The following is a 21,261-nucleotide window of genomic DNA, read 5'->3' as shown; positions in this document are numbered from 1 at the left end:
CACCACAAAACTTTCCCCACCCCTAGACTAATCCCTCGATAGCGCTTGCGATTTCAAGGTATGGCCTGGATCAGTTACAACAAGCGTCTGCTGCTTGTGTCGTTGGCGGTGTGTGCAGTGAGGCATAGGCTGCGGGAGCTTCGGCCTCTGCATTGGGTGTGCAGGTGCCGGACCACCATGCTACCTCGTTCCAACACAACGCTGTTACGCGATCTCAGCAGACATTCCCCCAATTGCCTTTAAGGACGGCTGCCGACATATAGCTACCTCTCATCATTTGAATGGGATATATCTATTTCCGGCCATTTTTTGACTTATCGTCAACAATGGCATTTGCTAGGAGTTATCCCAATACGAGACCTGGAATCCCTAAAGGAATATAGGTAGTATCGTTGTCACCCAGAACAGTAAGTCTCTTATTTCACGGTATGCGCGAGCCACATAATACCAGTGTGGCGCGAGGCGTATAATCAGCCCTCAATCTGGTGACGAAGATCATGCCCTACGAGAACAGAGAATTATTCAATGCCATAGAACGAGAGTTCCTTCAGCTACGCTATCGCTGGGGGCTCTTTTGTCAGCTCTTCGACTCTGGTCAGTCAAATATCGATTTACTGAACAAGAGTGGCTCAAACGTTTTCCAGCTTCTCCAGAAGCTCGTAATAGATGACTTGATGATGTCACTTTGTCGCTTATCGGATCGCAATGAATCTATGGGGCATGAAAACGCAAGTATTAGGAACATGATCAACCGAGCAAAAGAGAATCTTTCCAATGAAACAAATAGCAAAGTACAAGGCTTGCTATCTGAGCTGGATAGACATTTGAAAAACATTTCAAAATTAAGAAACAAGGCTCTCTCGCACACCGACTATGAGCATGCTTTGAATCCAGAACTTCTGCCTAGACCAACATATGACGAACTGGAAAACTCAGTTGATGTCATCCGCCGTATACTAGGCGCGTTAAGCAGCGAGCTATATAACTACAGCACAAGTTATGTTCCTCTTATGCCACTTGGGCATGATGGAAACAAGCTGTTGGCTGTTTTAACCAAGGCCCATGGATATCAGAAAAATGAAGGCTAACCATCGGTTTCAGGTGACGCTATGCCGCTAATTTCGGTATTAATGCCCGCTTTTGGATGCCAGGAGACAAATCAAAAATAGCCAAGATCCCACACTGGATCGAGTTGGAAGTGCGGCGTTAAAAAAAGTATAAGCCGGTGCACTTACTCGTAATGCTGCCAACTTGTGCTGAAGTTGAGCGCATTCAGTAAATAAAAAATGTCTTTACAGGCAATGCCAAAATGACCACAAACATCGGGCACTTTGCGGTTCTGCCGAGTGGCTTTTGGTTTACTGGTCTCACCGGATATGAAGATTTGGGGTCAGATGAAAAACTATCTAAAATCGTACTTTGGACGTGAAGAAATTTTCATCTGCCCCCGATCTTTTTCTGATCGTTAATATCCGTATATGGACTCCTCCTCGTTTGCAAGTAAGCTGTTCACGGCTGTAGGCTCGACTGCATACGTATATCCGGCCTCTTGAGGTGGCATACGTTGATGCCGGACCATAATGGGTTGTTCGCGCATAGATTCCCTATTGCTTTTTCGTGTTGTTACACACTTGGACATTCTCGGGTTCTATCTGCGCCAGTTCGACCTGTTTGCCATTACACAGCTTAGTTCGCAATCGTCGTATAATTATTCGTTCCTCAACATTTCCGATTAAGCTGCCGGAGAAAAGTCTGGATCATAATCGACACCTTTGCTCATTATCACCCAGGCTATTCTTGCCAGCTTGTTAGCCATAGCGACTGCAACCACATTGGCATGTCGCCTCTCTTGTAAATTTGTAATCCAGCGACTGAGCCGGTCATCCTTATCTTTTGCTGCGTACATTGCAGAACGCGCACCATGCACGAGCAAACATCGCAGGTAGGAGTCACCTCGCTTACTGATTCCAAGTAACCGCTCTTTACCTCCAGAGCTATGCTGCCTTGGCGTTAAACCAATGGCTGCCGCCATGTCTCTGCCTTTTCGATATTGAGTACCATCACCCATCGTGCTGACTAATGCAGTCGCTATCAAGGGGCTGATGCCCCGTAATTGCTGCAAACGCCTGGCTGTCGGGTTTTCCTGGGCAATGATGGCTATCTGCTTATCAAGCTCTACCATGCGCTGATCCAGTGCACATAAATCCATCCAGAGTCCTTCTAACAACTGTCTAAAAAGCATCGTTAGACCATTGGAGGCATCTTCCAGCCACATGGGAATGGCGCTTCGCAATGACGACAGTTGTGCCGGTGAAACTAAACCATATTCTGCAACCAACCCCCGTATCTGATTGGCCTTAGCTGTACGGTGGTTCTTAAGCTCTTCACGAACACGATGTATTGCCTGGATATCCTGCTGTTCAACCGTCTTGATGCCAACTGGGTGCATATTAGGTCGTGCCATTTCCTCACAGATCGTCTGTGCATCGTTAGCATCGTTTTTATTGCTCTTTACAAACAGCTTTACGAACTGAGGTGGAATGATCTTCACTAGGTGGCCAGCGTCACGGAGCAGTCTGGCTCAGTGATTAACCTCGGCGCAGGCCTCCATGCCAAACTCAGCTCCAGGCTTTATCTGTTCGAACAAAAATCTCAACCACTTCTCTTGGGATAACTGACGTTTCCAAAGGGTCTTTCCGTTTTGTCAGTACCATGTAGTTGGAATACGTTTATTGCCAGATCAACTCCAACTCGTCTAACCTCCATAGTGGAGCCCTCTTTTCACCGTTAACTGAAATCGCAATCTCAGTTTGGCACACCGATGCCGATAGGTGAGGAGGAGTCCATCCCATTGCTTTTGGATGGTTTCAGCGAATATCTAAAACCGCGTAATAAAACAATAGGGTCAGTGTCGTTTGTTTCTTTCGTCGCACCGATTGCCCCTGACATTAATTTAGGGCACACGATATTGATCAGCACTGTCTTCCATGGGAGGATGTACCTTGGCCACGGCACATGTCGGCGTCAATGGTGTGCCTCCAAAATAAAAATACTAATCGCGAAGGAAATTGACATGCCTCTTCAACTGCCCCGGCCGCTAAAATCTCTTATGGCACTGTTTGTGTTCGGCTTTTTATGGATGGCTGCGCCTGTCGCGATGGCGGCCCCCTACACACTTACAGGGGGGGGCTGTGCTACGACCATGCTACCCATGGTTATGTTGCCTTGAGTTTTTGCGGCGCTGCTACCCCAAAACCCGCAAAAACCGCAGAAATCATATTGACAGGCGGTATCGGCGGTAACGGCGGTAGCGGTGGTAGCTCGTCATCTTCCAATAGGACAGTGCGGGAGAGTGAGAGTGAGTCGTGTGGACCAGATGTTTCGAGTGGCACGCGGTGTGTCACGTACGAAGAAACTTATGATCAGAACACGGGCAGGATGACGATAAAACCGATAACGGAATGCATAACAAACTCAAGTGGGCAAACGACTTGTACGGATTACGGCGTACGCCCCTCGGATGTCAGCATCGAAGTGCTCGACCTGTCGGCCGGTCTGGGCTATGGGCAAACCAATATCGACAGTGATGCCTCCCTGTTGGGCACCAAGCAGCGGATGAGTAGCGCGGCCATCGCCGTCTCATTGAGGCAGGATTTTGGCGATTGGGGCTATAGCGTCTGGATCCCCCTGCGGCATACCGAGAACAGCGGTCAATACTCTGCGTTAGACAATAAGCAGCTAGGGGTCACCTTCGCGCCGAGCTATCACCTATTCAAGGAGCAGGTGCATGGTATGACGCTGGACCTCGGCGGCCGCTTGGGCTACAACTACACCTCGTTTTCGGATGTCAACGCCGTGCGCGATACTGCGGGCCCCTTCCAGTACGCTGATTTCAGCGACTTGAAGACCGCTTTCGCCAGCCTGAGCGCCTCATTTGGCAAGCAACTCATGCCCGAGACGCGTTTGCAACTCGGTTTTGAGGCCATTGGCTATCACAACCAAGGCGCCGAATCCATGATGGGGAAAAACGGCAACATGCTCCTCGCCACGGCAGGCTTGAGCCACCAGCTCTCGGACAAGCTGTCCGTGCGCGGAAATGTTCAGGCCGTCCAGTTCCATCAAAACAGCTTCGATGATACCTCACGCTACAACGTGATCGGAGTTGGTTTGACTCACCGTGTCAGCAATTTTTCGGTGCTTTCGTTTGACCTGAGCCGCTCTGTCGGCGGGGATGGCTTCGACACGACTGCAGCAAGCCTCAACTTCGCGTGGGCGCTGAATTAGTGCCAGGTAGGCATTGGATAAAGGCCCTCTTACTGGGGGCTTTTTTTTATTGTGCATCGGCCTGGGCCGAAGAAGCCCAGCCAAATGTGTCCCATCCATTTCCGGGTACGACAACGATGTTGCAGGATGGCGACATCATCCTGAATGATGGCTTGAATATCGTCTCGTCGTTTAACCGGCAATTCGGCTACCCGCTAGGTCTTTATACCCACGCTTCGATCTATATCGAGTTGCCAAAGGAAGGGGGGCGGATCATTGGCTTCAACGATGCGGGCATACAGGTCAGCGAACCGGATGCGATGTTAAGGCGTAATTTTCGCCTGGCCCTGCTTCGCCCCAGGGTCAAGCCCCCTGCTGGCGCATTGGCGGTTGCCTTTCAAGTGCTTTCCGGGCGCCCGATGAAGTTCGATTACGACATGAAGTGGCCCAGCGCCGACAGTAACACGAGCTACTGTGCGGGCTTCATCTCTCAGTTGTTCCGGTTGGCCGGGCTCGCCGAGATCGACCCCTTCCCTCAGCCGGCACCGCGCGCGCAGGATTATTGGGACGGCTGGGCACAACAGCACCTGGGCCTGCAGCTCGACCGGATCAATTCACCCAATGCCCTATTGCTCAATCCAAATTTCCAAGTTCTGGCCGAATATCAGGAAGCCAATCCGCGGCTACGCCATCGGTTTTGGATCAACGACGCGACCGTGCGCAGGATGATGGATTACATCCGCACTGACCACCGTGATGTGGCCCCTCCTAAGCTGGGTTCCCGGCTGGCACTGGCCGCGGCCAAGGCGGGGCTGGTGGATGGCGTCGGATTCATCGACATGCCGGAGCCAAGACAAAGGGTCTTCATCACCATCTATGAGTTCATGCTCCGGGTGGAGGCGAGGGTGAAACGCAGCATGATCCTGAACGAGGATCAAACATGGGACGAGCCGGCGATTCGTGCGTTGACCGTGGCCGTTGCGGATGCTTACCGTAACGAATTCTTTGTGCCTCCCCCATCGCGTTGAGCCCCCTGACTCGATTGCTAGGTTATCTACTCTTGGTCGTCGCGGGACTTGCTCGTGCCGACGGGGGGTGCGACATGCAATCGGCTGAGTCGATCTGGCAGGACACGCATCGTCGCTTGCAGGCCCAGTTCGGCACCACGGTTCCTGCGCCAAGGATTATTCTATACCCGGAGACGCGTGACTTGCCGGACGGCAATGGCCTGGCCATTTTTGGGTACTACGAGCGGGAAGGGCGGGTTTTGCATGTGGCCTGCCGAAACGGTGACGAATACTGGCTGGACGTCGCACTGCGCCATGAAGCGAGCCACCATTACCTGAGCCTTGCTTTCGGACCGCTTCCCACCTGGCTGAATGAGGGAATCTCCCTGTACATGGAAACGGCGGACGAGGGCGAAGGAAAAGTGATGGGCCACGTCAACAAACAGCGTCTGAAAGAGTTCATCCAGATGCTGAAGTGGGGCAAAGCCCCCGCTTTGATGCGCCTGCTTACCCGGGATCCGGATTCATATAACGCCTCACAGTACTATGCGGCCTATTGGGCGCTGGTCTATGCCTTGATGCATCACCCCGATGACAGTATTCAGCAGCAACGCCGTCAATTGTTGCAGGAGTTGCTTACGGATTCGCATCATGAACCCGCAGCATTGAGGCAGCATCTGATCGATGGCTTGCTGAGGGAGAACGCAAGTTTGGCCGATTGGGAGTTACGCTGGAGGCGGCAGATTTGGGATCTGCGTCAATAAGATATTCGGGCCGAAGTGCGGTCGTTGCAGGCCCCTGGACGTGAGTTTAGTAGGGATGCCCCTATCTTGATTGCTGGGTTGTGTCAGCCCAGCATCGCCTTCAGCTCCGCGAGTCTGTCGCTGCCGCTGGCCTTGGCGTCGGCGCTGCTGGTTTTTTGGGCATGCGAACATCATCACCGGGTTCGACGATGAAGCGCGAGGGATCGCAGGCGGCGGTCTCGCGTTCACGCTTGCGGCGTGAGCAGTTAGAAAGCATGAGTGAATGGATTTGTTTATTGGGTACATGAGCCCAATAGAATACGAAGAAACATGTACCACTCTCTAAACCACTCCGTTTTATTGGGGGAATGTCAGAGTCATTGATTACACAACGTTCTCTTTACATATAGGGCCGCTCGTTGGATAAGAAAACGGGCCGATCTATTCTCTACAGACAAGACGGACATCGATATGAACGGCAGCTTTTGGATGAAAATGGAAGTTCTTAAAAAGCCCGCGAAAGTCAGCTATATGTTGAATTTTCCGTTCGGGAATAAAGGAATGGGGTGGTGGCTTTTATTCAATAGTGCGGGTAAATAAAAAAGGGTTAGCACGGATAAACCGTGCTAACCCTTTGTCGTTGGTGGGCCCACCAGGACTCGAACCTGGGACCAATGGATTATGAGTCCATATAATATAAATATAAATCAGCTAGTTAAACATCGTATTCCCAGTATGTGTTCAATCATTTGACATCCGCACATGATGTCCCTGCATTTCTTTTCCTATAGGCACGCTGGGCGAGGGTTAACCGGCACCGATCAGAGCATGTGGTTTTATTCGATCTCGCCTTATAGAAAACTTGCTGGCAAGAATCTAATGCGCATACACCTATGTATTCGCGTGACTCCAGAATCGCTGGTGCCAGCCATTCCCAGGGACTTGGGGTGCCCCTTATAAGCTTGTGGTCATGTATCCATAACACCTCGCCATTTGGAACTTCCCAGCCTCGATTGTTCTCTCGGATATATTGGAGCTTAAATTCATGTAGATTGAATTTGAAATATCGGTCGAAACTACTGGGATCGGCCTCATGGAGATCCATCCATCCTATGGTTTCTCGGCGCGCGGAGATTTCAACTAGTTCACTCGTTTTTTGCCTGTATGCTTCGGACTCCGACATTTTCAGATAATTAATAAAACTTACTATTTGGTTCTTTGTATCGGGGGTGAGGAGAACAGTATAGGAGGGCCTCCCCAAGGTCCGTTTGCTTTTAGGTTTTGGGAATAATGTACTGATTCCCTCTGTGCCGTTGGCCAGCTGCGTGATGAGGTTCGCCCTCATTTTGTTTATCTTTTCGAACCTGCGTTGCAGGGCTGGAATCCTGGCTGCGTCCTCGATAATCCTATCATCGATTCGCATGAGTTCGGCGTACGGGTCCCACAGCTTCAGGCGTTCCTGACATCGGCGCACGTTCGGAAACCGGTCTTCTCTGTATTTTTCAACAAATTCAGCAATTCTAATATCACTCTTCATCACAAATAATCGTTTTGTGTAAATATTACGTTGTAATAGTCAAATATTACGTTACTGATGTTACATCAACGATTATGCACAATGTAGCCCACCCGATCAACATGGTGCATAAAGATGAACAGCGAGATGCGGATTAGCGAATTAGAGCGGGGGTTGGTGGAGCGTTTTTCCAATCTATTGCGAATTGAGGATGTCGCGCAGGTGCTGGCCATCAGCCGACGGGCCGCGCAAGTCGCAGACCAGCGGGGGGCACTGCCGGTGATAATGAGGAAAATTCCTGGTCGGCGCGGGAAGATTGTCCCAGCGCGGATGATGGCTGAATATTTGGCCAGTCTCGAAAGTTGAGCTATAGGCAGCAGCAGGTGATCGACGCCGGGCTGGCGATTGCAGCCAATCCGCCAGGCGGAAATGACCTGACATTCATGCACTCGATCATGTGCCAAGTAGGCCTGCCCCGCTCCAAGGTTGACGGGTTCGAGTTCGAGCGCATTTGTGGAGGTGCCGGGCTATGCGTTCGCGCAGGGAAGCTATGGGACGGCAGGCAGTTCGTCCAGCAGCCGCTGCCCTACGGCCCAATGCCTCGTCTGGTCATGGCCTACCTGAACACCCAGGCGCTACGGCACAAATCGCCAGAGATTGAGGTGGGCAGCAGTGCCAGAGAGTTTTTGAAGCGGCTTGGCAAGGACTCTACCGGAGGCCGCACCGGCACCTATACCGCGTTTCGCAAGCAGATCCAGGCGCTTTCGGCTTGCAGCATGACGCTGGGCTTCAACACCGTCACCACCGCGATCACCTATAACGGTAGGCCGATCACGCAGTTTAAGGCCTGGTTGGCCAACAGTGATGAACAGGGCACGCTATGGCCTGGCACGATCACCTTTTCTCAGGAGTATTACCAGACCCTGACCGGGCATGCTGTCCCCCTGGATCTTCGCGCCATGAACGCGCTGACCAGCAGCGCTCTGGCGATGGATATGTATGCAATGTTGGCCGACCGTCTCCACCGAATCAATGGCCGCGCCCTGATCCTCCATTGGCGCAGCCTTCGAGAACAATTAGGCCAGGAGTACACAGGCCCGGAAGCCGATAAGAATTTCAAAAAGAAGTTTCTCCCTGCACTCCAGAAGGCGATGGCCGTCTACCCCCAGGCCAAAGTTAAGAAGGTGGCAGGTGGCATCCTGATGATGCCCAGCCCGCCTCCGATTCCCTACCGCGTCTGACCATATTCACATGTGGATAACCCTGTTAGTTTGGCGGGTTATCCACGCATAATCAGACCCCCTAGGTACGCATAATCGGACCCCCCTAAACCCAAAATCTACGCATAATCGGACCCCCTAGGTACGCATAATCCGACCCCCCCTAAACCTGTAAGGTTTACCTATAGTTTTTACCTGTAAGTTAAACCTGTAGTTGATTGTCTATTTCTGTGGAAAACCTCGTTCACTGAGCCCATCGCTTGGCCGATCGACTGGCCGCAACGCCTAAGTTGGTATCCCTGGCCTCGAAGTAGCTGGCCAGCAGTGCGTTCGGCTCACGACGGAAAAACTGGCGTTGTTGGTATTGGGTGGCCATGTTGACGTTCCTTGTTCGGAGGAACCGGGTTAGTATATCTGCAGTACATTTGAAATCCATTCGACAATTGGGTTAATTATGGCCGAAAACAAATCGACGACCCTAACCGTCCGTGTGCTTCCGGAAGTGAAGGAGGGATTGAGGGCAGTTGCCGAAAAGGAGCGACGCAGCTTAGCCAACATGATCGAGGTAATGATCCGCGACTACTGTCGGCAAAAAGGGCTGGAAATTGTCGCGAAGTAATGTCTATTTCCTCAGGGAAAGCCGCATCGAATGAACACGGAAGCTGATACCCGTGCGAACTTTATCGACCCGGCACTAGCGGCTGCTGGGTGGTCGGGTAGTCAGATAGCCCGGGAGCACTACTTCACCGACGGCCGAAAACACGCTGGTAACCAGCGAGGCTCCCGTTGCTTCGTCGATTACCTGCTCCATAGCGAAAACCGACATCTTGCCATCATTGAAGCCAAAAAGCGGTCAGCTCATCCTACTAAGGGTCTCCAGCAGGCGATCGACTATGCTGCAAAGCTCCGCATTCGGTTCGTCTATTCCACCAACGGCGAAACGATCTACGAATTCGATTTGGAATCAGGCAAGGGTAAGTACGTCGAGTGTTACCCCACGCCAACGGAACTGCTTGTCTGTTACACGGCTGAGTCCAATGACCTCGCACAGTTACTTCGTGATACGCCGTTCCAGCTTGAAGTAGGAATACGTCCTCGTTACTACCAGGAACTGGCCGTTCACGCGGCAACAGATGCTATCGGAAATGGTAAAGAGCGGGTGCTGCTGACTCTGGCCACTGGCACCGGCAAGACCTTCATCGCCTTCCAGATCGTCCACAAGCTGTTTCAGGCGCGCTGGAATCGGCAGAGCCCAGGCTCACGCCGGCCACGTATCCTGTTCCTGGCCGACCGCAATATACTTGCCGACCAGGCCATCAATACCTTCAACCCCTACGAAAAGGATCTTGTCAAGATCGATGGCGATGAGATACGCCGCCGCAATGGCGTGGTGCCGACGAACGCCCACATCTTCTTTGCAATCTACCAGGCCATTGCCGAGCGGGAGAATATCGGCGGCTACTACAAGGAATATCCCTCAGACTTCTTCGATTTGATCATTATCGACGAATGTCACCGGGGGGCTGCGAACAACGAGGGTTCCTGGCGGGCCATCCTCGAACATTTCACTCCTGCCGTGCATCTCGGGCTCACCGCCACCCCCAAGCGCACCGACAATATCGACACATACAACTACTTCGGCTCCCCCACCTATGAGTACTCGCTCAAGGATGGGATCAACGATGGTTTCCTGACTCCCTATCGGGTCAAGCGCATCCGCACCAACCTGGATGAGCTGGTGCTCACCACCGATGACGAAATCATCAAGGGCGAATCCGATCAGGATCTCTACGAGACCAACGACTACGATAAAAAGATCGTGGCTGACCAGCGCACCGAGCTGGTCGCTCGGACTATCCTGCAGAACATCAACCCCCTGGAAAAGACCATCGTCTTTTGCACCAACCAGGATCACGCGCTGACCATGCGCGACATGATCAATCAGCACAAGACGGTGCGCGATCCCCACTACTGTGTGCGCGTGACCAGTGACGAAGGAAAACCGGGACGTGATTTGCTGGAGCGATTTCAAGACAACGACCGCAACATCCCAACCATTCTCACCTCGTCGCAGATGCTGACAACTGGTGTCGATGCCCGCAACGTGCGTAACATCGTCCTCGACCGGGCGATTGGCTCCATGGTCGAGTTCAAGCAGATAGTCGGTCGTGGCACCCGAATCTTCGATGGTAAGGACTACTTCACCATCATCGATTTTCGCGGCGCCACCAACCGCTTCTACGATGCAGACTGGGATGGCGATCCCGTCACCGTCGAGACCCCCGCCGTGGTCGATATTAACGAACCACCCCCCCCGCCCTACACGGCGGATCGGGCCGACGAGGAGGCTACGGCAAACGATACCGGCGCCGCGGACCAGCCCGAGCCGCGAACTCGGGAAAAACTCACCGTGCGCCTCAGCGCCGCCCGGGAAATCAAGGTAATCGACGTCGAGATCCGCTACATCGACGAGAACGGCCGTCCACTCTCGACCCAGCAGTTCGTCGAACGCCTGATGACCCGGTTGCCGGGCCTGTTTGATTCGATTGATGATCTGCGGGAGACCTGGTCCGACCCCGACCAGCGCGAGAACCTGCTACAACAACTCGCCCAGGCCGGATTCGATCGTGAACAGCTCGCCACCCTGCGCCGCATGTTTGGGGCGGAAAAGAGCGACCTGTTCGATCTGCTCGCCTTTCTGGCCTTCGAACACCCCATGGCGACCCGGAGAGCCCGTGCCGAGGCCACCCGCGCCAGCAGTGCCTTCTTCGCCCAGTTTGAGCAGAAGCCGGCCAAAGACTTTCTCCACTTTGTGCTCGACCGCTACGAGGAGACTGGCGTCACCGAATTGGCCCGCGATCGCATGCCTGGGCTGATCAGGATGTCGGGGCTGGGCACCATCAACGATGCCAAGCGGGTATTCGGTGGCAGTCCGGCCAACGTGCTGGCCGCCTTTCGTCAACTCCAACACCAAATCTATCACTGTGCCTAGACCATGGAATTGAACCTCGCCCCCAACCCGCTACACAACGCCCAGCAACGACTCAGCTTCGACAAGATCGCCACCCTGATCGGCGAAAACGGCTCGGGCAAGTCCTGCATTCTGCACAGCGTTTTCGAGAGTAAGCTGGATAGGAAGGACTTCGCCGAACTTCGTATTGTCTGCTTCTCTTCCGGTCAGAACGAAAATTTCTCGGAACGCTTTAGCCGTTACTTGAAAAAAGAACGCAGCGCTGGGCGATCGCTAAATCTGTCCTGTTTCTACTTCGATAAATCCTGGTCCAAGCTGCTGATCTTTCTGGCGACCTGCCTGCATTCAAACGGTAAGGTGCGCGACTTCCTGCGCACCCACGGCTATGTCGATGAACAGACAGTCACGAAAACGCAGTCCGACGACATCAGCACGCGGCTGGAGATGAAGTTCAAAGTGGCTAAGCGCTACGCCGAGCGAGTACAGGAGGCGCTGGCAGAGGAGGCCAAAGGCGATAGAGAAACGCTACGCGCCACCCCGTACTTCCGCTCGCTGACCAGCTTCATCGAAACCAATGTCGATCATGCCTACGACTTCGAAAACGCCCTGCGCAAACGCGGCATTGAACTGAGCGCTAGAACGGTGCTGGACGCGTCCTACGACACCGAGCGCCCTGATGAGGCCTTCGAGGGTGATGCGGCCCCACAGCCGCATGACAACCCCACGGTAAGTTTCTTTACCCAGGCAGCTGATAATGACTACTTCATTGACCGCAGCAAATTCAAACTCAAACTTAAAGGCGACCTGGAACTCGACCAGCTCAGCGACGGCGAATATCAACTCTTGTTTCTCTACGCCCTGATCGACCTGTTTGATGCGGACAACACCCTGTTTCTGCTCGATGAAGCCGACTCCCACCTCCACTACAAGAATATCGACCGCCTCTGGCGCATCCTCGGTCAGCTCAAGGGTAGGGCAATTACCACCACTCATCTCATCGATTCGATCACCGCTAATGACTTTCACGCCATCAAGGTGGTGGAGCAGGGGCGGATTTGTAATGACGACAAGCTGAAAAAGCTGATTGAGCGTCTTAAAGTTTTGTCACGTGCTCGGACGGTGGAGTACGAAGTCTGCGCGAAAATATCTCACATGGCATTGCTGGATGATTTCAATGATTGGGAAATATTTCTGAAATTAGCAGAGCGAAAGGAACTAGATGTTGACCGGTTATCCAGTATTTATCCTGTTAAGGAGTCCTCGGGATTTAATTCTATATCTCAGACAATCGGAGAGCCCAAGCTGCAATGGACGCAGTCTTTAAGTGGTGTGGATTCTGAATTTTGTACAAGCCACGTATTTTTGATTTGTGATCGCGATGAATTGCCTTTGGCAGATATAGACGGCGCTAACGGTGTTGTAATAAACAACGTTCAGCAGAAGAGGCGAATAAGGGAGATCAAGTGGCCTGGTAACAAGAACGTCAAAGTTTTTCTACTAGCTTGGAAGAGAAGAGAGATCAAAAACTATCTTCTATCCTATACTGCGCTTAACCATCACGGGGTGTTGCATGAGGTTAATGGCGACGCACTAGCGGTTGCTAGCCATCTTAAGCCTAATGATCCGTGCGATAACGAAGACATTCGCAAGCTTGATGTCAAAGAGATCGTGAATCCATTCATTAACGAGGATGGGGTAGGTCTCAATTCTGAAAAACTACAAACCTACATCAACCTGATCCCAGCCGACGAGATCAGCGCGGACATCGAAAACATGTACAACTTCATCGTTGGGAAACTGAATTAACCCATGTCACTAAAGCAAAAAATCGACCGTATCACCGACATCCTGCGCCGCGATGATGGCATCTCCGGCGCGATGCACTACACCGAGCAGACCTCGTGGATTCTGTTTCTCAAGTTCCTCGACGACTACGAGGCGGAGAAGACCGACGAGGCGATCCTCTCGGGGGTCGACTACACCCCGGTGCTGGACGAGGCGCACCGCTGGTCCCGCTGGGCCTGCCCCAAGACCCCGGACGGTAATCCGGATATCAACGAGGCCCGCACCGGCGACGACCTGCGCGAGTACGTCAACCGCGAGCTGTTCCCCTATCTCAAGGGCTTCCGTAACGACAGCCAGGCCGACCCCAACGCCTTCCGCTACAAGATCGGGGCCATCTTCGAATACCTCGACAACAAGATCGCCTCCGGCCACACCCTGCGCGAGGTGCTTGACATCATCGACACCCTCAACTTCCAGTCTGAGACCGAGCTGTTCGAGCTCTCCCAGGTCTACGAAGGGCTGTTACAGAACATGGGTGACGCGGGTGGCTATGCTGGCGAGTTCTACACTCCGCGCCCGCTGATCCGCGCCATCGTCCAGGTGATCGACCCCCGGCCGGGCCAGACAGTCTACGACGCCGCCGCCGGTTCCTGCGGCTTTCTCATCGAGGCGTTCGAGCACCTCAAGGCCATACGCCAGCAATTCACCACCACCCAGTGGGACCGGATCCAGCAGCAGACCTTCTACGGCTACGAGAAGACCACACTCGCCTACGTGATGGGCATGATGAACATGATCCTCCACGGCATCGAGTCGCCCAACCTCTACCGCCAGAACACCCTCACCCAGAACATCCGCGACATCCAGGAGAAGGACCGCTACGACCTCATCCTCGCCAACCCGCCCTTCGGCGGCAAGGAGAAGGCGCAGATCCAGCAGAACTTCCCGATCCAGAGCAACGCCACCGAGCTGCTCTTCCTGCAGCACTTCATGAAGTCGCTCAAGAGTGGCGGCAAGGCCGCGATAGTCGTCCCCGAGGGGGTGCTTTTCCAGACCAACAGCGCCTTCACCCAGGTCAAGCGGGAGTTGCTGGAGCACTTCAACCTTCACACCATTCTCAGCCTGCCTGCCGGGGTCTTCCTGCCCTATTCGGGGGTCAAGACCAACGTCCTCTTCTTCGAGCGCAGCGGCGGCACCACCGAGACCTGGTTCTACGAGTGCGAGCCGGAACAGAAGCTGACCAAGAACAAACCCCTCAATGACGGCCACCTGGCCGACTTCGTCGAGCTGTATGCCAAGCGCACAACAGCCGATCGCTCCTGGACGGTGCCGGTGGAAAAGCTCATGGAAGACTACGACCTCTCCGCCAAGAACCCGGCCAAACAGACCGACGTGGAGCACCTGCCGCCGCGCAAGATCCTGGAGCTGATTCAGGAGAAGGAGACAGCGGTGACCCACCTGCTGGGCGAGATCGATGAACTGCTGGGGGGGCGGTAGGCGATGGAGCAGCAGTTATATGAATTGCCGGAGGGCTGGGAGTGGAGACCCTTGGGTGAAGTGGCGACGTTAATAAATGGGAGGGCGTATAAGCAAAAGGAGTTGCTCAAGGAGGGGCCCGTTCCTGTGCTGCGCGTAGGAAACTTTTTCTCTAACAGGAGCTGGTATTACTCTGACCTTGAGCTTCCTCCTGAGAAGTATTGTGAAGAAGGTGACCTGCTGTATGCGTGGTCCGCTTCATTTGGACCGAAGATATGGCGAGGACCCAAGGCAATTTTTCATTATCATATATGGAAAATTGTCACATCGGATTTGGTTGATAAGTATTATCTCTGCCATCTGCTGGAGCTTGACTCTGCGGAAATCAAGGCTCAGGGCAACGGCGTAGCGATGACTCACGCAACCAAGGGGGGAATGGAAAAGCGTTGTCTCCCCCTCCCACCCCTCAATGAACAAAAACGCATCGTCGCCAAGCTCGACGCGATCTTCGCCCGCATTAACACGGCCATCACCCACCTCCAGGGGACCCTCGAACTCTCCAAAGCGCTGTTTGCGAGTGCGTTGAACACTGAGTACCGTCGATCACATTCTGAATGGCAAACCGTATCGTTGGAACAAGTGTGTTCAATAACAGCAAAACTTGCTGACCCTCGCGAGCCAGAGTTTATTGATATGCTCCATGTCGGTGGAGCAAATATAGAAAGTCTAACTGGGAAGCTTTCCGGCTTAAAAACAGCTCGCGAAGAGAAGCTTATTTCGGGCAAGTTTCCTTTTGATGGCCGGATGGTTCTTTATAGTAAAATTCGTCCATACCTGATGAAGGTGGCGCGCCCTGATTCAGTTGGCCTTTGTAGTGCGGATATTTATCCGCTCACACCTGATAACCAACTTTTGTTTCGGGACTATCTTTATTACTTACTGTTGACAGAAAATTTCACCGATTACGCAAATCAAGGTTCGAGCCGCGCAGGTATGCCTAAGGTGAACCGCAAGCACCTTTTTAACTACAAGTTCGACATCCCTCCTATCAGTGTGCAAAAAAGCATCGTCGCTCATCTCGATGCCCTCGCCGACCACACCCGCACCCTCGAAGCCGAAACCCTGGAACGCCTCGACCAGCTCACCGCCCTGAAATCTTCACTGCTCGACGCCGCCTTCCGTGGTCAGCTATTGACCCATGAGCTCAAAGAGGTGGCCGATGCCGGTTGAGATCGTCGAGGTCCTTCGTCGCTCGGAGCAGGGGGTGACCAAACCCTTTATCTGCCGCGGCGATGATGGCGCGATCTATTTTGTCAAAGGACTGGACGCCGGTCGGCGCAGTCAGATCTGCGAATGGGTGGCGGGCCGTCTGGCGGTACTGGTCGGCCTGCCGGTTGCGCCGTTTGAAATGGTCCATGTTCCAGAGGAGTTGATGGAGGCGGGATTTGGCCTTGACCTGAGCGGTTTGGGATCGGGGCCGGCTTTTGGCTCACGGGAGCGCCTCGTGACCGAGCTGACCGTATCTGGCGTGGAGGAGGTCCCACGAGCGTTGCAACAGGATGTGCTGATCTTCGATTGGTGGGTGCGCAATGCCGACCGCTGCCTGGGGGAGAAGGGCGGAAACCCCAACCTGTTCTGGGCCCCCGGCGGCCATGGCTTAGTGGTTATTGATCACAACCAGGCCTTCGATCCGAATGCAAAAAAAGGTGATTTTGTTAATTATCATGCGTTTAGCGGACAAGCGCAGGAGCTTTCGGGTGACTTCTTTCGGCGTGATGAGTATACTCTACGGTTCTCGAAAGCGCTCACTGCTTGGGATGAGATCCTTGCCGAAATCCCCGAAGCCTGGTGGTATCTGGATGCTGAAATGACGGTTCCGGTGGATTTCGACACCGATACGGTCTATGACCTGCTTAAGGGCTATGAGCGCGACGAATTCTGGAGCTGGAGATGAAAAAGACCCCCTGCCAATACGCCATTGTGCGCTTCACGCCGTTCGTTGAGACCGGCGAGTTCGCCAATGTGGGTATCGTCATGATGGCACCCAAGGCACGCTTTTTCGGCTTCAAGCTATTGACTAGACGTCACAAGCGCATCACCGACTTCTTCAAGGAACTGGATGCGCAGGTGTTCCGCAGCGCCATGAAGGATCTGAACGAAGAGCTTGGGCGGATTCGGGACCTGCTGAAGGCCCATGGCTTCGACCGTCGGCTTAAGATCAATGATGAAGATTTCGCCAAGGGCATGTTTGCCGAGATGGTCCGCCCACGGGAGACTATCGTGCGCTTCGGTGAGCCTCGCGTGGTGCTTGCCGAGGAACCGAAGAAGACCCTTGATGAGCTGTACGCCTTCTACGTGGGGCGGGATTTCGTTACCAAGCAGTATCGGGAGAGAGTGCTGGAGGAAGGCATTCGTGACCTTCTCCTTCAGGCCCGGGTTGAAGAGCGCTTCCACAAGGAACGCCTGGGGGACGAGGAGTTCAGCGTCCCATTCCCCTTTGTCCAGACGCACGACAAAGTACCCACAAAGATCATCAAACCATTGACCCTGGCGCAACCCGACTCTACCCGCATAATCGAACATGGCGGCAAATGGGAGTTCCGGATTCGTGAGCTGAAAAAGCGGAATCAATTTCCTGAGAGAGCGCTATTCGCGGTGGATGGCCCCACCGGTAACAATCGTCGCCAGCATGCCTATCAAGAAGCATTGGAGATGCTTGAAGACACCGGGGTTACTATCGTTCCCTATGATCGACGAGGGGAGATTCTAGATTTTGCATTGGATCGGTGATCATCGTCGGGCATTCGAACGTCAGGGCGACGTGTTAGATTGGCTGATGACGCAGAGGAGTTACCTCGGTGTTCACGTTGCGCCGGAATGGGTGTTCAGGATGAGCCGAAATATGCAATTATCCCGTTTTACTTGCCATCTTTCCTGTCAAGAGTGGGTAGGTAAGGGCAGTTTGTCTCTGTAACATTCGTGTAGCATTATTTACGCTTATGCTTGGAGTTTTTTTGGTCTCCCCACGTTACTGTTACATAAGCCAGGCCGAGGGAACGCTGAGAGATAACACCTTTTACAAAGTTCGTATGGTGTTATCTCCTACAGGTGCTAGCAGTTTGCTAACAAGTTGCTTGCAATCTGTTAGCAAACTGCAAACAAACTGCTTGTATTTTGTTAGCAGTTGGCCGGGTGTTCCTACTTGGTGTTAACAGTTTGTTAGCAGTATTTATTGGCGTAATTTGCGTGTGAATATTCTTCATAATTACGGGTCCAGAGAGGAGTTGCAGAGCGCTTGTCGCATCGACGAATCCCGCATCCCTCATGCTCAGTAAACCTTGTGAATTGGCTTGATGATTACCTTTTCAGTGCCATTGCCTCGTTGTTGTCAGTCCCAGAACTGGGTGGCCTAGTGCGCATCTCTGCCGGGCTGTTGGCCTCCTTACCGCTGTCCTTCGCTGGCGCAGGGGCTAACTCGATCAATCGGATATACCTCCGATATCGTTTCCTCATTGGCTATCTAACCATGAGAAATCTGACCCTAAAAAGTATATGCACCACAAACGCATTTTGTTACGTAGGGAACGCATTTTGTTACGCAGGGAACGCATTTTGTTACGCAGGGAACGCATTTTGTTACGCAGGGAACGCATATGGTTTCATAGGTAACGACTTTTGTTACAGAAGAAAGACGCCATGATGAAGCCAACAAAGATCACTAAATCAGCATCATGCAAGGATATCATTGGGTATATCCATGAGGGCCGGAATCTCAATACCAGTCGCGTGATCGAAAACTACTACGCCAACGACATTAGGACGAACTCAAGGTGGATGGCCGAGGAGTAGGCCCCGGTAACTGTAAGCGAGCGTTTACAAAAATGGGTTGTGATGGGCTGGATTGTATAGGAACTGTTACAGATTAGATCTCGACCACGAATGTGGGGTCGAATCCACATGATTCCCTCGGATACCCACGCTGGTTGCTGACCAGTCGGGTACCCTTAACGAAATTATCTACGGAATGGTGCGTGTGTCCAAAAAACCAGGCATCGATATGATTCCCCATCAGGTACTCCAGGTCACTCCAGAATGCCCCACTGATCGGTGATACCGGTTCCTGCGGTAACTGAGCGACTGGAGAAGGGGCGTGATGGATAACCACCACCGTTTTTTCGGTACTGGTTTCCAATGACGCTGCCAGCCACTGGAGCGATTGTTGGTGCAGTGTCAGGGCGTCCTCTGGTGTGAAGAGTTCGGATTGCTGGTTCTCTTGGGTTATCCGAATGGAACTCACTTTCGTAGTACTCGTGATTACCAGGCTCATAGATAATCGGCTTGCCAAGCCGTTGAGCCTCCTCTCTGGCCCACTCGACTCCTGCTCCGTTGATACTGATATCACCCGCTAAAACTACCACATCGGCGATAGTGCCGGGGATCTTCCAGCACTGACGCCTGCACTTCAGGTGCAGATCGGATAGTGCCTGGATTTTCACAGGGTGTTCTTACTGGCCACCTGTTATGCGTCATGGTTGACGCCTTCACATCCGTTCTCAACGGCTTGTAAAATGGCCTTGTCAATCATGCGTGTCAGCAGCGTGTTGCCTTCCTCGTCCTCTCGGTTTATTTCCTCAACCACTACCATGGCAAATTCTGTCGCGTCGGTAACATCAACGGCAGGTTCGTTTGGTTTGTCTGGGTTGTATAAATCTGGGTGGTTCTCGGCAGCGTGTCGCAATGTTCCGATTCCAAGACTCAGGTCAATACGTTCGCCATTCAGTACGCTGGTTAGCGGTAGGTCAAATAATCGCATTGCATCAACAGTCTCGCCGCTAGATCTCAAATCGGAAAATGCAGGGTCTTCGTTTATCGCGTCAAGGTACGCATCAGCAGGTATTCCGAACTCGTTAAAACACTGCGCACATTCGCTTCGTGGTAGTCCGTGCTTACAGTTTGGATCAATCATTTCTCAATCTCCAAAAACGCATAACAAGTCAGTCGTGTGGACGCTTTGCTCCCGCCGCACACCTCAATCGGTAGCCATGTGCGATGCGCAAGCGAGAGGCCTCCTCGATCAATACCCTGCCATCTCTTGCCGAGGCTACCGGGGTATTCCGGATGCGTCCCAGCCTGGATCCTCGGCGTCCATTAATCTTGGTTACGACCCAATCGCCCAGCAGATCCCGCGTTAGGGTGATCTGGTAGTAGCGCGTACCTTTTATGAAAAACTGCTCCATCATCGGATGATAAGTCACGCCCAGGCTCAATCAGTGAGCCACCCTTCTCAAATAGTCGTCTTTGCGGGCGAGGAAGCTTTCCAGCAAACGGGCAAAGATCCGGATGCTGCTTGTTAAAAAAGTCTCCTTTAGGATTGCCCGCTCTTCCATATCGAGATGGAAAAAGCGGGGGTCAATATTCAAACTGTGTGCGAACTCCCCCAACACGCCCTCCAGGACCACATCGAAGTGCTCAGGGCTTGGGCCTTCGACGTGGACGATTTTCAGTCGAGAACGCAGTGCCTCTGGAATCTCGGATGCGTCGTTCGCCGTAAAAATCCAGTTGATTTTGGATATATCACAGGTTTTCAGCAGGCATTCGTCATACCATCTGGTGGACGACTCCGGCTCGGTGAATTGGAGCAGGGTGTCGATCAGGTTTCCGTTATGGCGATTGGTCCCCAGCTTATCAATTTCGTCCACGATAACAATTGGATTCGCTACCATGGATTCTTGAAATATGACGAGTGGCAGCGACGGGTAGGTGCTGCCCCAACCCCGCGCCGTACCCTGGAAAAGCTTATTGTCTGCCGACCCAGCTGCCGATTGGAACTGGACATGCACATGGCAAGACTTGCCCAATTCCCGGCAAAATTTTGTTTTGCCGATACCAGGAGGCCCAACCAAAAGTATCGGGTCGAATTTGAACTCCAGATGTCCATTGGCTACTCGAAAGAGCAGGCCCTTGAAGATCTTATCGATAACGGGCGTGAACCAGGGGAACTGGGCCTGCAGAAGATGCATGGCAGAGACAACCTTATCCAGTTCCAGTTGATGGATCGGAATACCATTCGCTAATTCCCTGAATTTCCTTAGATAGTGGTGGTCATCCTTGTGAAACTCCGGAATGCCCTCAAAAACACGGTGCTTAGGCCGCCGCTGTCTTCGGTCGATGTCGTCGATGACCTCTTGCAGCGCTTCTGGACACGGCGCTTTCTGCTCGGCGTTTGTGTCTGATTCTGTCATTGTTGTTTTTTCCGTTTGCGGATTAAAAGCTTGCACTA

General features: G+C 52.9%; 22 protein-coding genes and 1 tRNA gene. 13 read left to right on the top strand and 10 right to left on the bottom strand.

What is annotated here, in order from left to right; all coding sequences use genetic code 11:
* Positions 1 to 497: 497 nt before the first annotated feature.
* The gene (locus ACHZBF_RS14600; RefSeq protein ID WP_321528869.1) at positions 498 to 1,088 is read left to right on the top strand and encodes an AbiU2 domain-containing protein; all 591 of its coding nucleotides are present in this window, start codon (positions 498 to 500) and stop codon (positions 1,086 to 1,088) included.
* Between the two features lie 143 nt (positions 1,089 to 1,231).
* On the opposite strand, the gene ACHZBF_RS14595 is transcribed toward ACHZBF_RS14600, so the two are convergent.
* Together ACHZBF_RS14595 and ACHZBF_RS14590 are read right to left on the bottom strand one after the other, a co-directional pair.
* Positions 1,232 to 1,378 (bottom strand): DUF4411 family protein, encoded by a 147-nt coding sequence (locus ACHZBF_RS14595; RefSeq protein WP_394707594.1) that lies wholly within the window; start codon positions 1,376 to 1,378, stop codon positions 1,232 to 1,234.
* A gap of 354 nt (positions 1,379 to 1,732) precedes the next feature.
* The gene (locus ACHZBF_RS14590; RefSeq protein WP_394707593.1) at positions 1,733 to 2,575 is read right to left on the bottom strand and encodes an IS110 family RNA-guided transposase; all 843 of its coding nucleotides are present in this window, start codon (positions 2,573 to 2,575) and stop codon (positions 1,733 to 1,735) included.
* An 863-nt stretch (positions 2,576 to 3,438) separates the two neighbouring features.
* On the opposite strand from ACHZBF_RS14590, the gene ACHZBF_RS14585 reads away from it, so the two are divergent.
* The 3 genes from ACHZBF_RS14585 to ACHZBF_RS14575 all read left to right on the top strand — a co-directional run bounded on the left by ACHZBF_RS14585 (position 3,439) and on the right by ACHZBF_RS14575 (position 6,034).
* Positions 3,439 to 4,284 (top strand): hypothetical protein, encoded by an 846-nt coding sequence (locus ACHZBF_RS14585; protein ID WP_321528867.1) that lies wholly within the window; start codon positions 3,439 to 3,441, stop codon positions 4,282 to 4,284.
* A gap of 116 nt (positions 4,285 to 4,400) precedes the next feature.
* Entirely contained in the window at positions 4,401 to 5,291 is an 891-nt protein-coding gene (locus ACHZBF_RS14580; protein WP_321528866.1) for a hypothetical protein, read from the top strand.
* A 74-nt stretch (positions 5,292 to 5,365) separates the two neighbouring features.
* Entirely contained in the window at positions 5,366 to 6,034 is a 669-nt protein-coding gene (locus ACHZBF_RS14575) for a DUF1570 domain-containing protein (RefSeq protein ID WP_321528865.1), read from the top strand.
* Positions 6,035 to 6,654: 620 nt separating this feature from the next.
* Here ACHZBF_RS14575 and ACHZBF_RS14570 read toward each other — a convergent pair.
* Positions 6,655 to 6,745 (bottom strand) — tRNA-Ser (locus tag ACHZBF_RS14570).
* A 13-nt stretch (positions 6,746 to 6,758) separates the two neighbouring features.
* Positions 6,759 to 7,550 carry a hypothetical protein gene (locus ACHZBF_RS14565; protein WP_321528864.1) on the bottom strand — a complete coding sequence of 264 codons (792 nt, stop codon included), beginning with the start codon at positions 7,548 to 7,550 and terminating at the stop codon, positions 6,759 to 6,761.
* Between the two features lie 114 nt (positions 7,551 to 7,664).
* Here ACHZBF_RS14565 and ACHZBF_RS14560 point away from each other — a divergent pair, with 114 nt between their 5' ends.
* The gene (locus ACHZBF_RS14560) at positions 7,665 to 7,895 is read left to right on the top strand and encodes a hypothetical protein (protein WP_321528863.1); all 231 of its coding nucleotides are present in this window, start codon (positions 7,665 to 7,667) and stop codon (positions 7,893 to 7,895) included.
* Between the two features lie 17 nt (positions 7,896 to 7,912).
* Positions 7,913 to 8,770, top strand: a complete 858-nt coding sequence (locus ACHZBF_RS14555; protein ID WP_321528862.1) for a replication protein RepA — start codon at positions 7,913 to 7,915, stop codon at positions 8,768 to 8,770.
* A 223-nt stretch (positions 8,771 to 8,993) separates the two neighbouring features.
* Here the strand turns inward: ACHZBF_RS14555 and ACHZBF_RS14550 are convergent, their stop codons facing one another.
* Positions 8,994 to 9,125: a hypothetical protein gene (locus ACHZBF_RS14550; protein ID WP_321528861.1), complete on the bottom strand. Its 132-nt coding sequence runs from the start codon at positions 9,123 to 9,125 to the stop codon at positions 8,994 to 8,996.
* 78 nt (positions 9,126 to 9,203) lie between these two features.
* Here ACHZBF_RS14550 and ACHZBF_RS14545 point away from each other — a divergent pair, with 78 nt between their 5' ends.
* Genes ACHZBF_RS14545 through ACHZBF_RS14515 form a run of 7 tightly spaced genes read left to right on the top strand, consistent with a single transcriptional unit; the run spans position 9,204 to position 17,771 of the window.
* The gene (locus ACHZBF_RS14545; RefSeq protein ID WP_321528860.1) at positions 9,204 to 9,368 is read left to right on the top strand and encodes a type II toxin-antitoxin system antitoxin; all 165 of its coding nucleotides are present in this window, start codon (positions 9,204 to 9,206) and stop codon (positions 9,366 to 9,368) included.
* Positions 9,369 to 9,398: 30 nt separating this feature from the next.
* Entirely contained in the window at positions 9,399 to 11,741 is a 2,343-nt protein-coding gene (gene hsdR / locus ACHZBF_RS14540; RefSeq protein WP_321528859.1) for an EcoAI/FtnUII family type I restriction enzme subunit R, read from the top strand.
* A gap of 3 nt (positions 11,742 to 11,744) precedes the next feature.
* Positions 11,745 to 13,526, top strand: coding sequence for an AAA family ATPase (locus ACHZBF_RS14535; protein ID WP_321528858.1), 1,782 nt, complete (start codon positions 11,745 to 11,747; stop codon positions 13,524 to 13,526).
* 3 nt (positions 13,527 to 13,529) lie between these two features.
* Complete coding sequence (locus ACHZBF_RS14530) at positions 13,530 to 15,002, top strand: class I SAM-dependent DNA methyltransferase (protein WP_321528857.1); 1,473 nt, start codon at positions 13,530 to 13,532, stop codon at positions 15,000 to 15,002.
* Positions 15,003 to 15,005: 3 nt separating this feature from the next.
* The gene (locus ACHZBF_RS14525; protein ID WP_321528856.1) at positions 15,006 to 16,211 is read left to right on the top strand and encodes a restriction endonuclease subunit S; all 1,206 of its coding nucleotides are present in this window, start codon (positions 15,006 to 15,008) and stop codon (positions 16,209 to 16,211) included.
* The gene (locus ACHZBF_RS14520) at positions 16,201 to 16,935 is read left to right on the top strand and encodes a HipA family kinase (RefSeq protein ID WP_321528855.1); all 735 of its coding nucleotides are present in this window, start codon (positions 16,201 to 16,203) and stop codon (positions 16,933 to 16,935) included. The genes ACHZBF_RS14525 and ACHZBF_RS14520 overlap by 11 nt, the downstream gene beginning before the upstream one ends.
* Complete coding sequence (locus tag ACHZBF_RS14515) at positions 16,932 to 17,771, top strand: DUF3037 domain-containing protein (protein ID WP_321528854.1); 840 nt, start codon at positions 16,932 to 16,934, stop codon at positions 17,769 to 17,771. Before ACHZBF_RS14520 ends, ACHZBF_RS14515 begins: the two co-directional genes overlap by 4 nt.
* A gap of 1,132 nt (positions 17,772 to 18,903) precedes the next feature.
* Here the strand turns inward: ACHZBF_RS14515 and ACHZBF_RS14510 are convergent.
* Genes ACHZBF_RS14510 through ACHZBF_RS14490 form a run of 5 tightly spaced genes read right to left on the bottom strand, consistent with a single transcriptional unit; the run spans position 18,904 to position 21,223 of the window.
* Positions 18,904 to 19,173 (bottom strand): metallophosphoesterase family protein, encoded by a 270-nt coding sequence (locus ACHZBF_RS14510; protein ID WP_394707581.1) that lies wholly within the window; start codon positions 19,171 to 19,173, stop codon positions 18,904 to 18,906.
* Positions 19,064 to 19,477 (bottom strand): metallophosphoesterase family protein, encoded by a 414-nt coding sequence (locus ACHZBF_RS14505; RefSeq protein ID WP_321528853.1) that lies wholly within the window; start codon positions 19,475 to 19,477, stop codon positions 19,064 to 19,066. Before ACHZBF_RS14505 ends, ACHZBF_RS14510 begins: the two co-directional genes overlap by 110 nt.
* A 23-nt stretch (positions 19,478 to 19,500) precedes the next feature.
* The gene (locus ACHZBF_RS14500; protein ID WP_321528852.1) at positions 19,501 to 19,947 is read right to left on the bottom strand and encodes a hypothetical protein; all 447 of its coding nucleotides are present in this window, start codon (positions 19,945 to 19,947) and stop codon (positions 19,501 to 19,503) included.
* A gap of 28 nt (positions 19,948 to 19,975) precedes the next feature.
* Complete coding sequence (locus ACHZBF_RS14495; protein ID WP_321528851.1) at positions 19,976 to 20,236, bottom strand: hypothetical protein; 261 nt, start codon at positions 20,234 to 20,236, stop codon at positions 19,976 to 19,978.
* Between the two features lie 12 nt (positions 20,237 to 20,248).
* Positions 20,249 to 21,223, bottom strand: coding sequence for an AAA family ATPase (locus ACHZBF_RS14490; protein WP_321528850.1), 975 nt, complete (start codon positions 21,221 to 21,223; stop codon positions 20,249 to 20,251).
* Positions 21,224 to 21,261: the final 38 nt, after the last annotated feature.

The sequence above is a fragment of the Sedimenticola selenatireducens genome (genome assembly GCF_963675335.2).
Taxonomy (GTDB): domain Bacteria; phylum Pseudomonadota; class Gammaproteobacteria; order Chromatiales; family Chromatiaceae; genus Sedimenticola; species Sedimenticola selenatireducens.
Note: the sequence above shows the minus strand (reverse complement) of the source record. Positions and strands in the feature narration are given on the sequence as shown.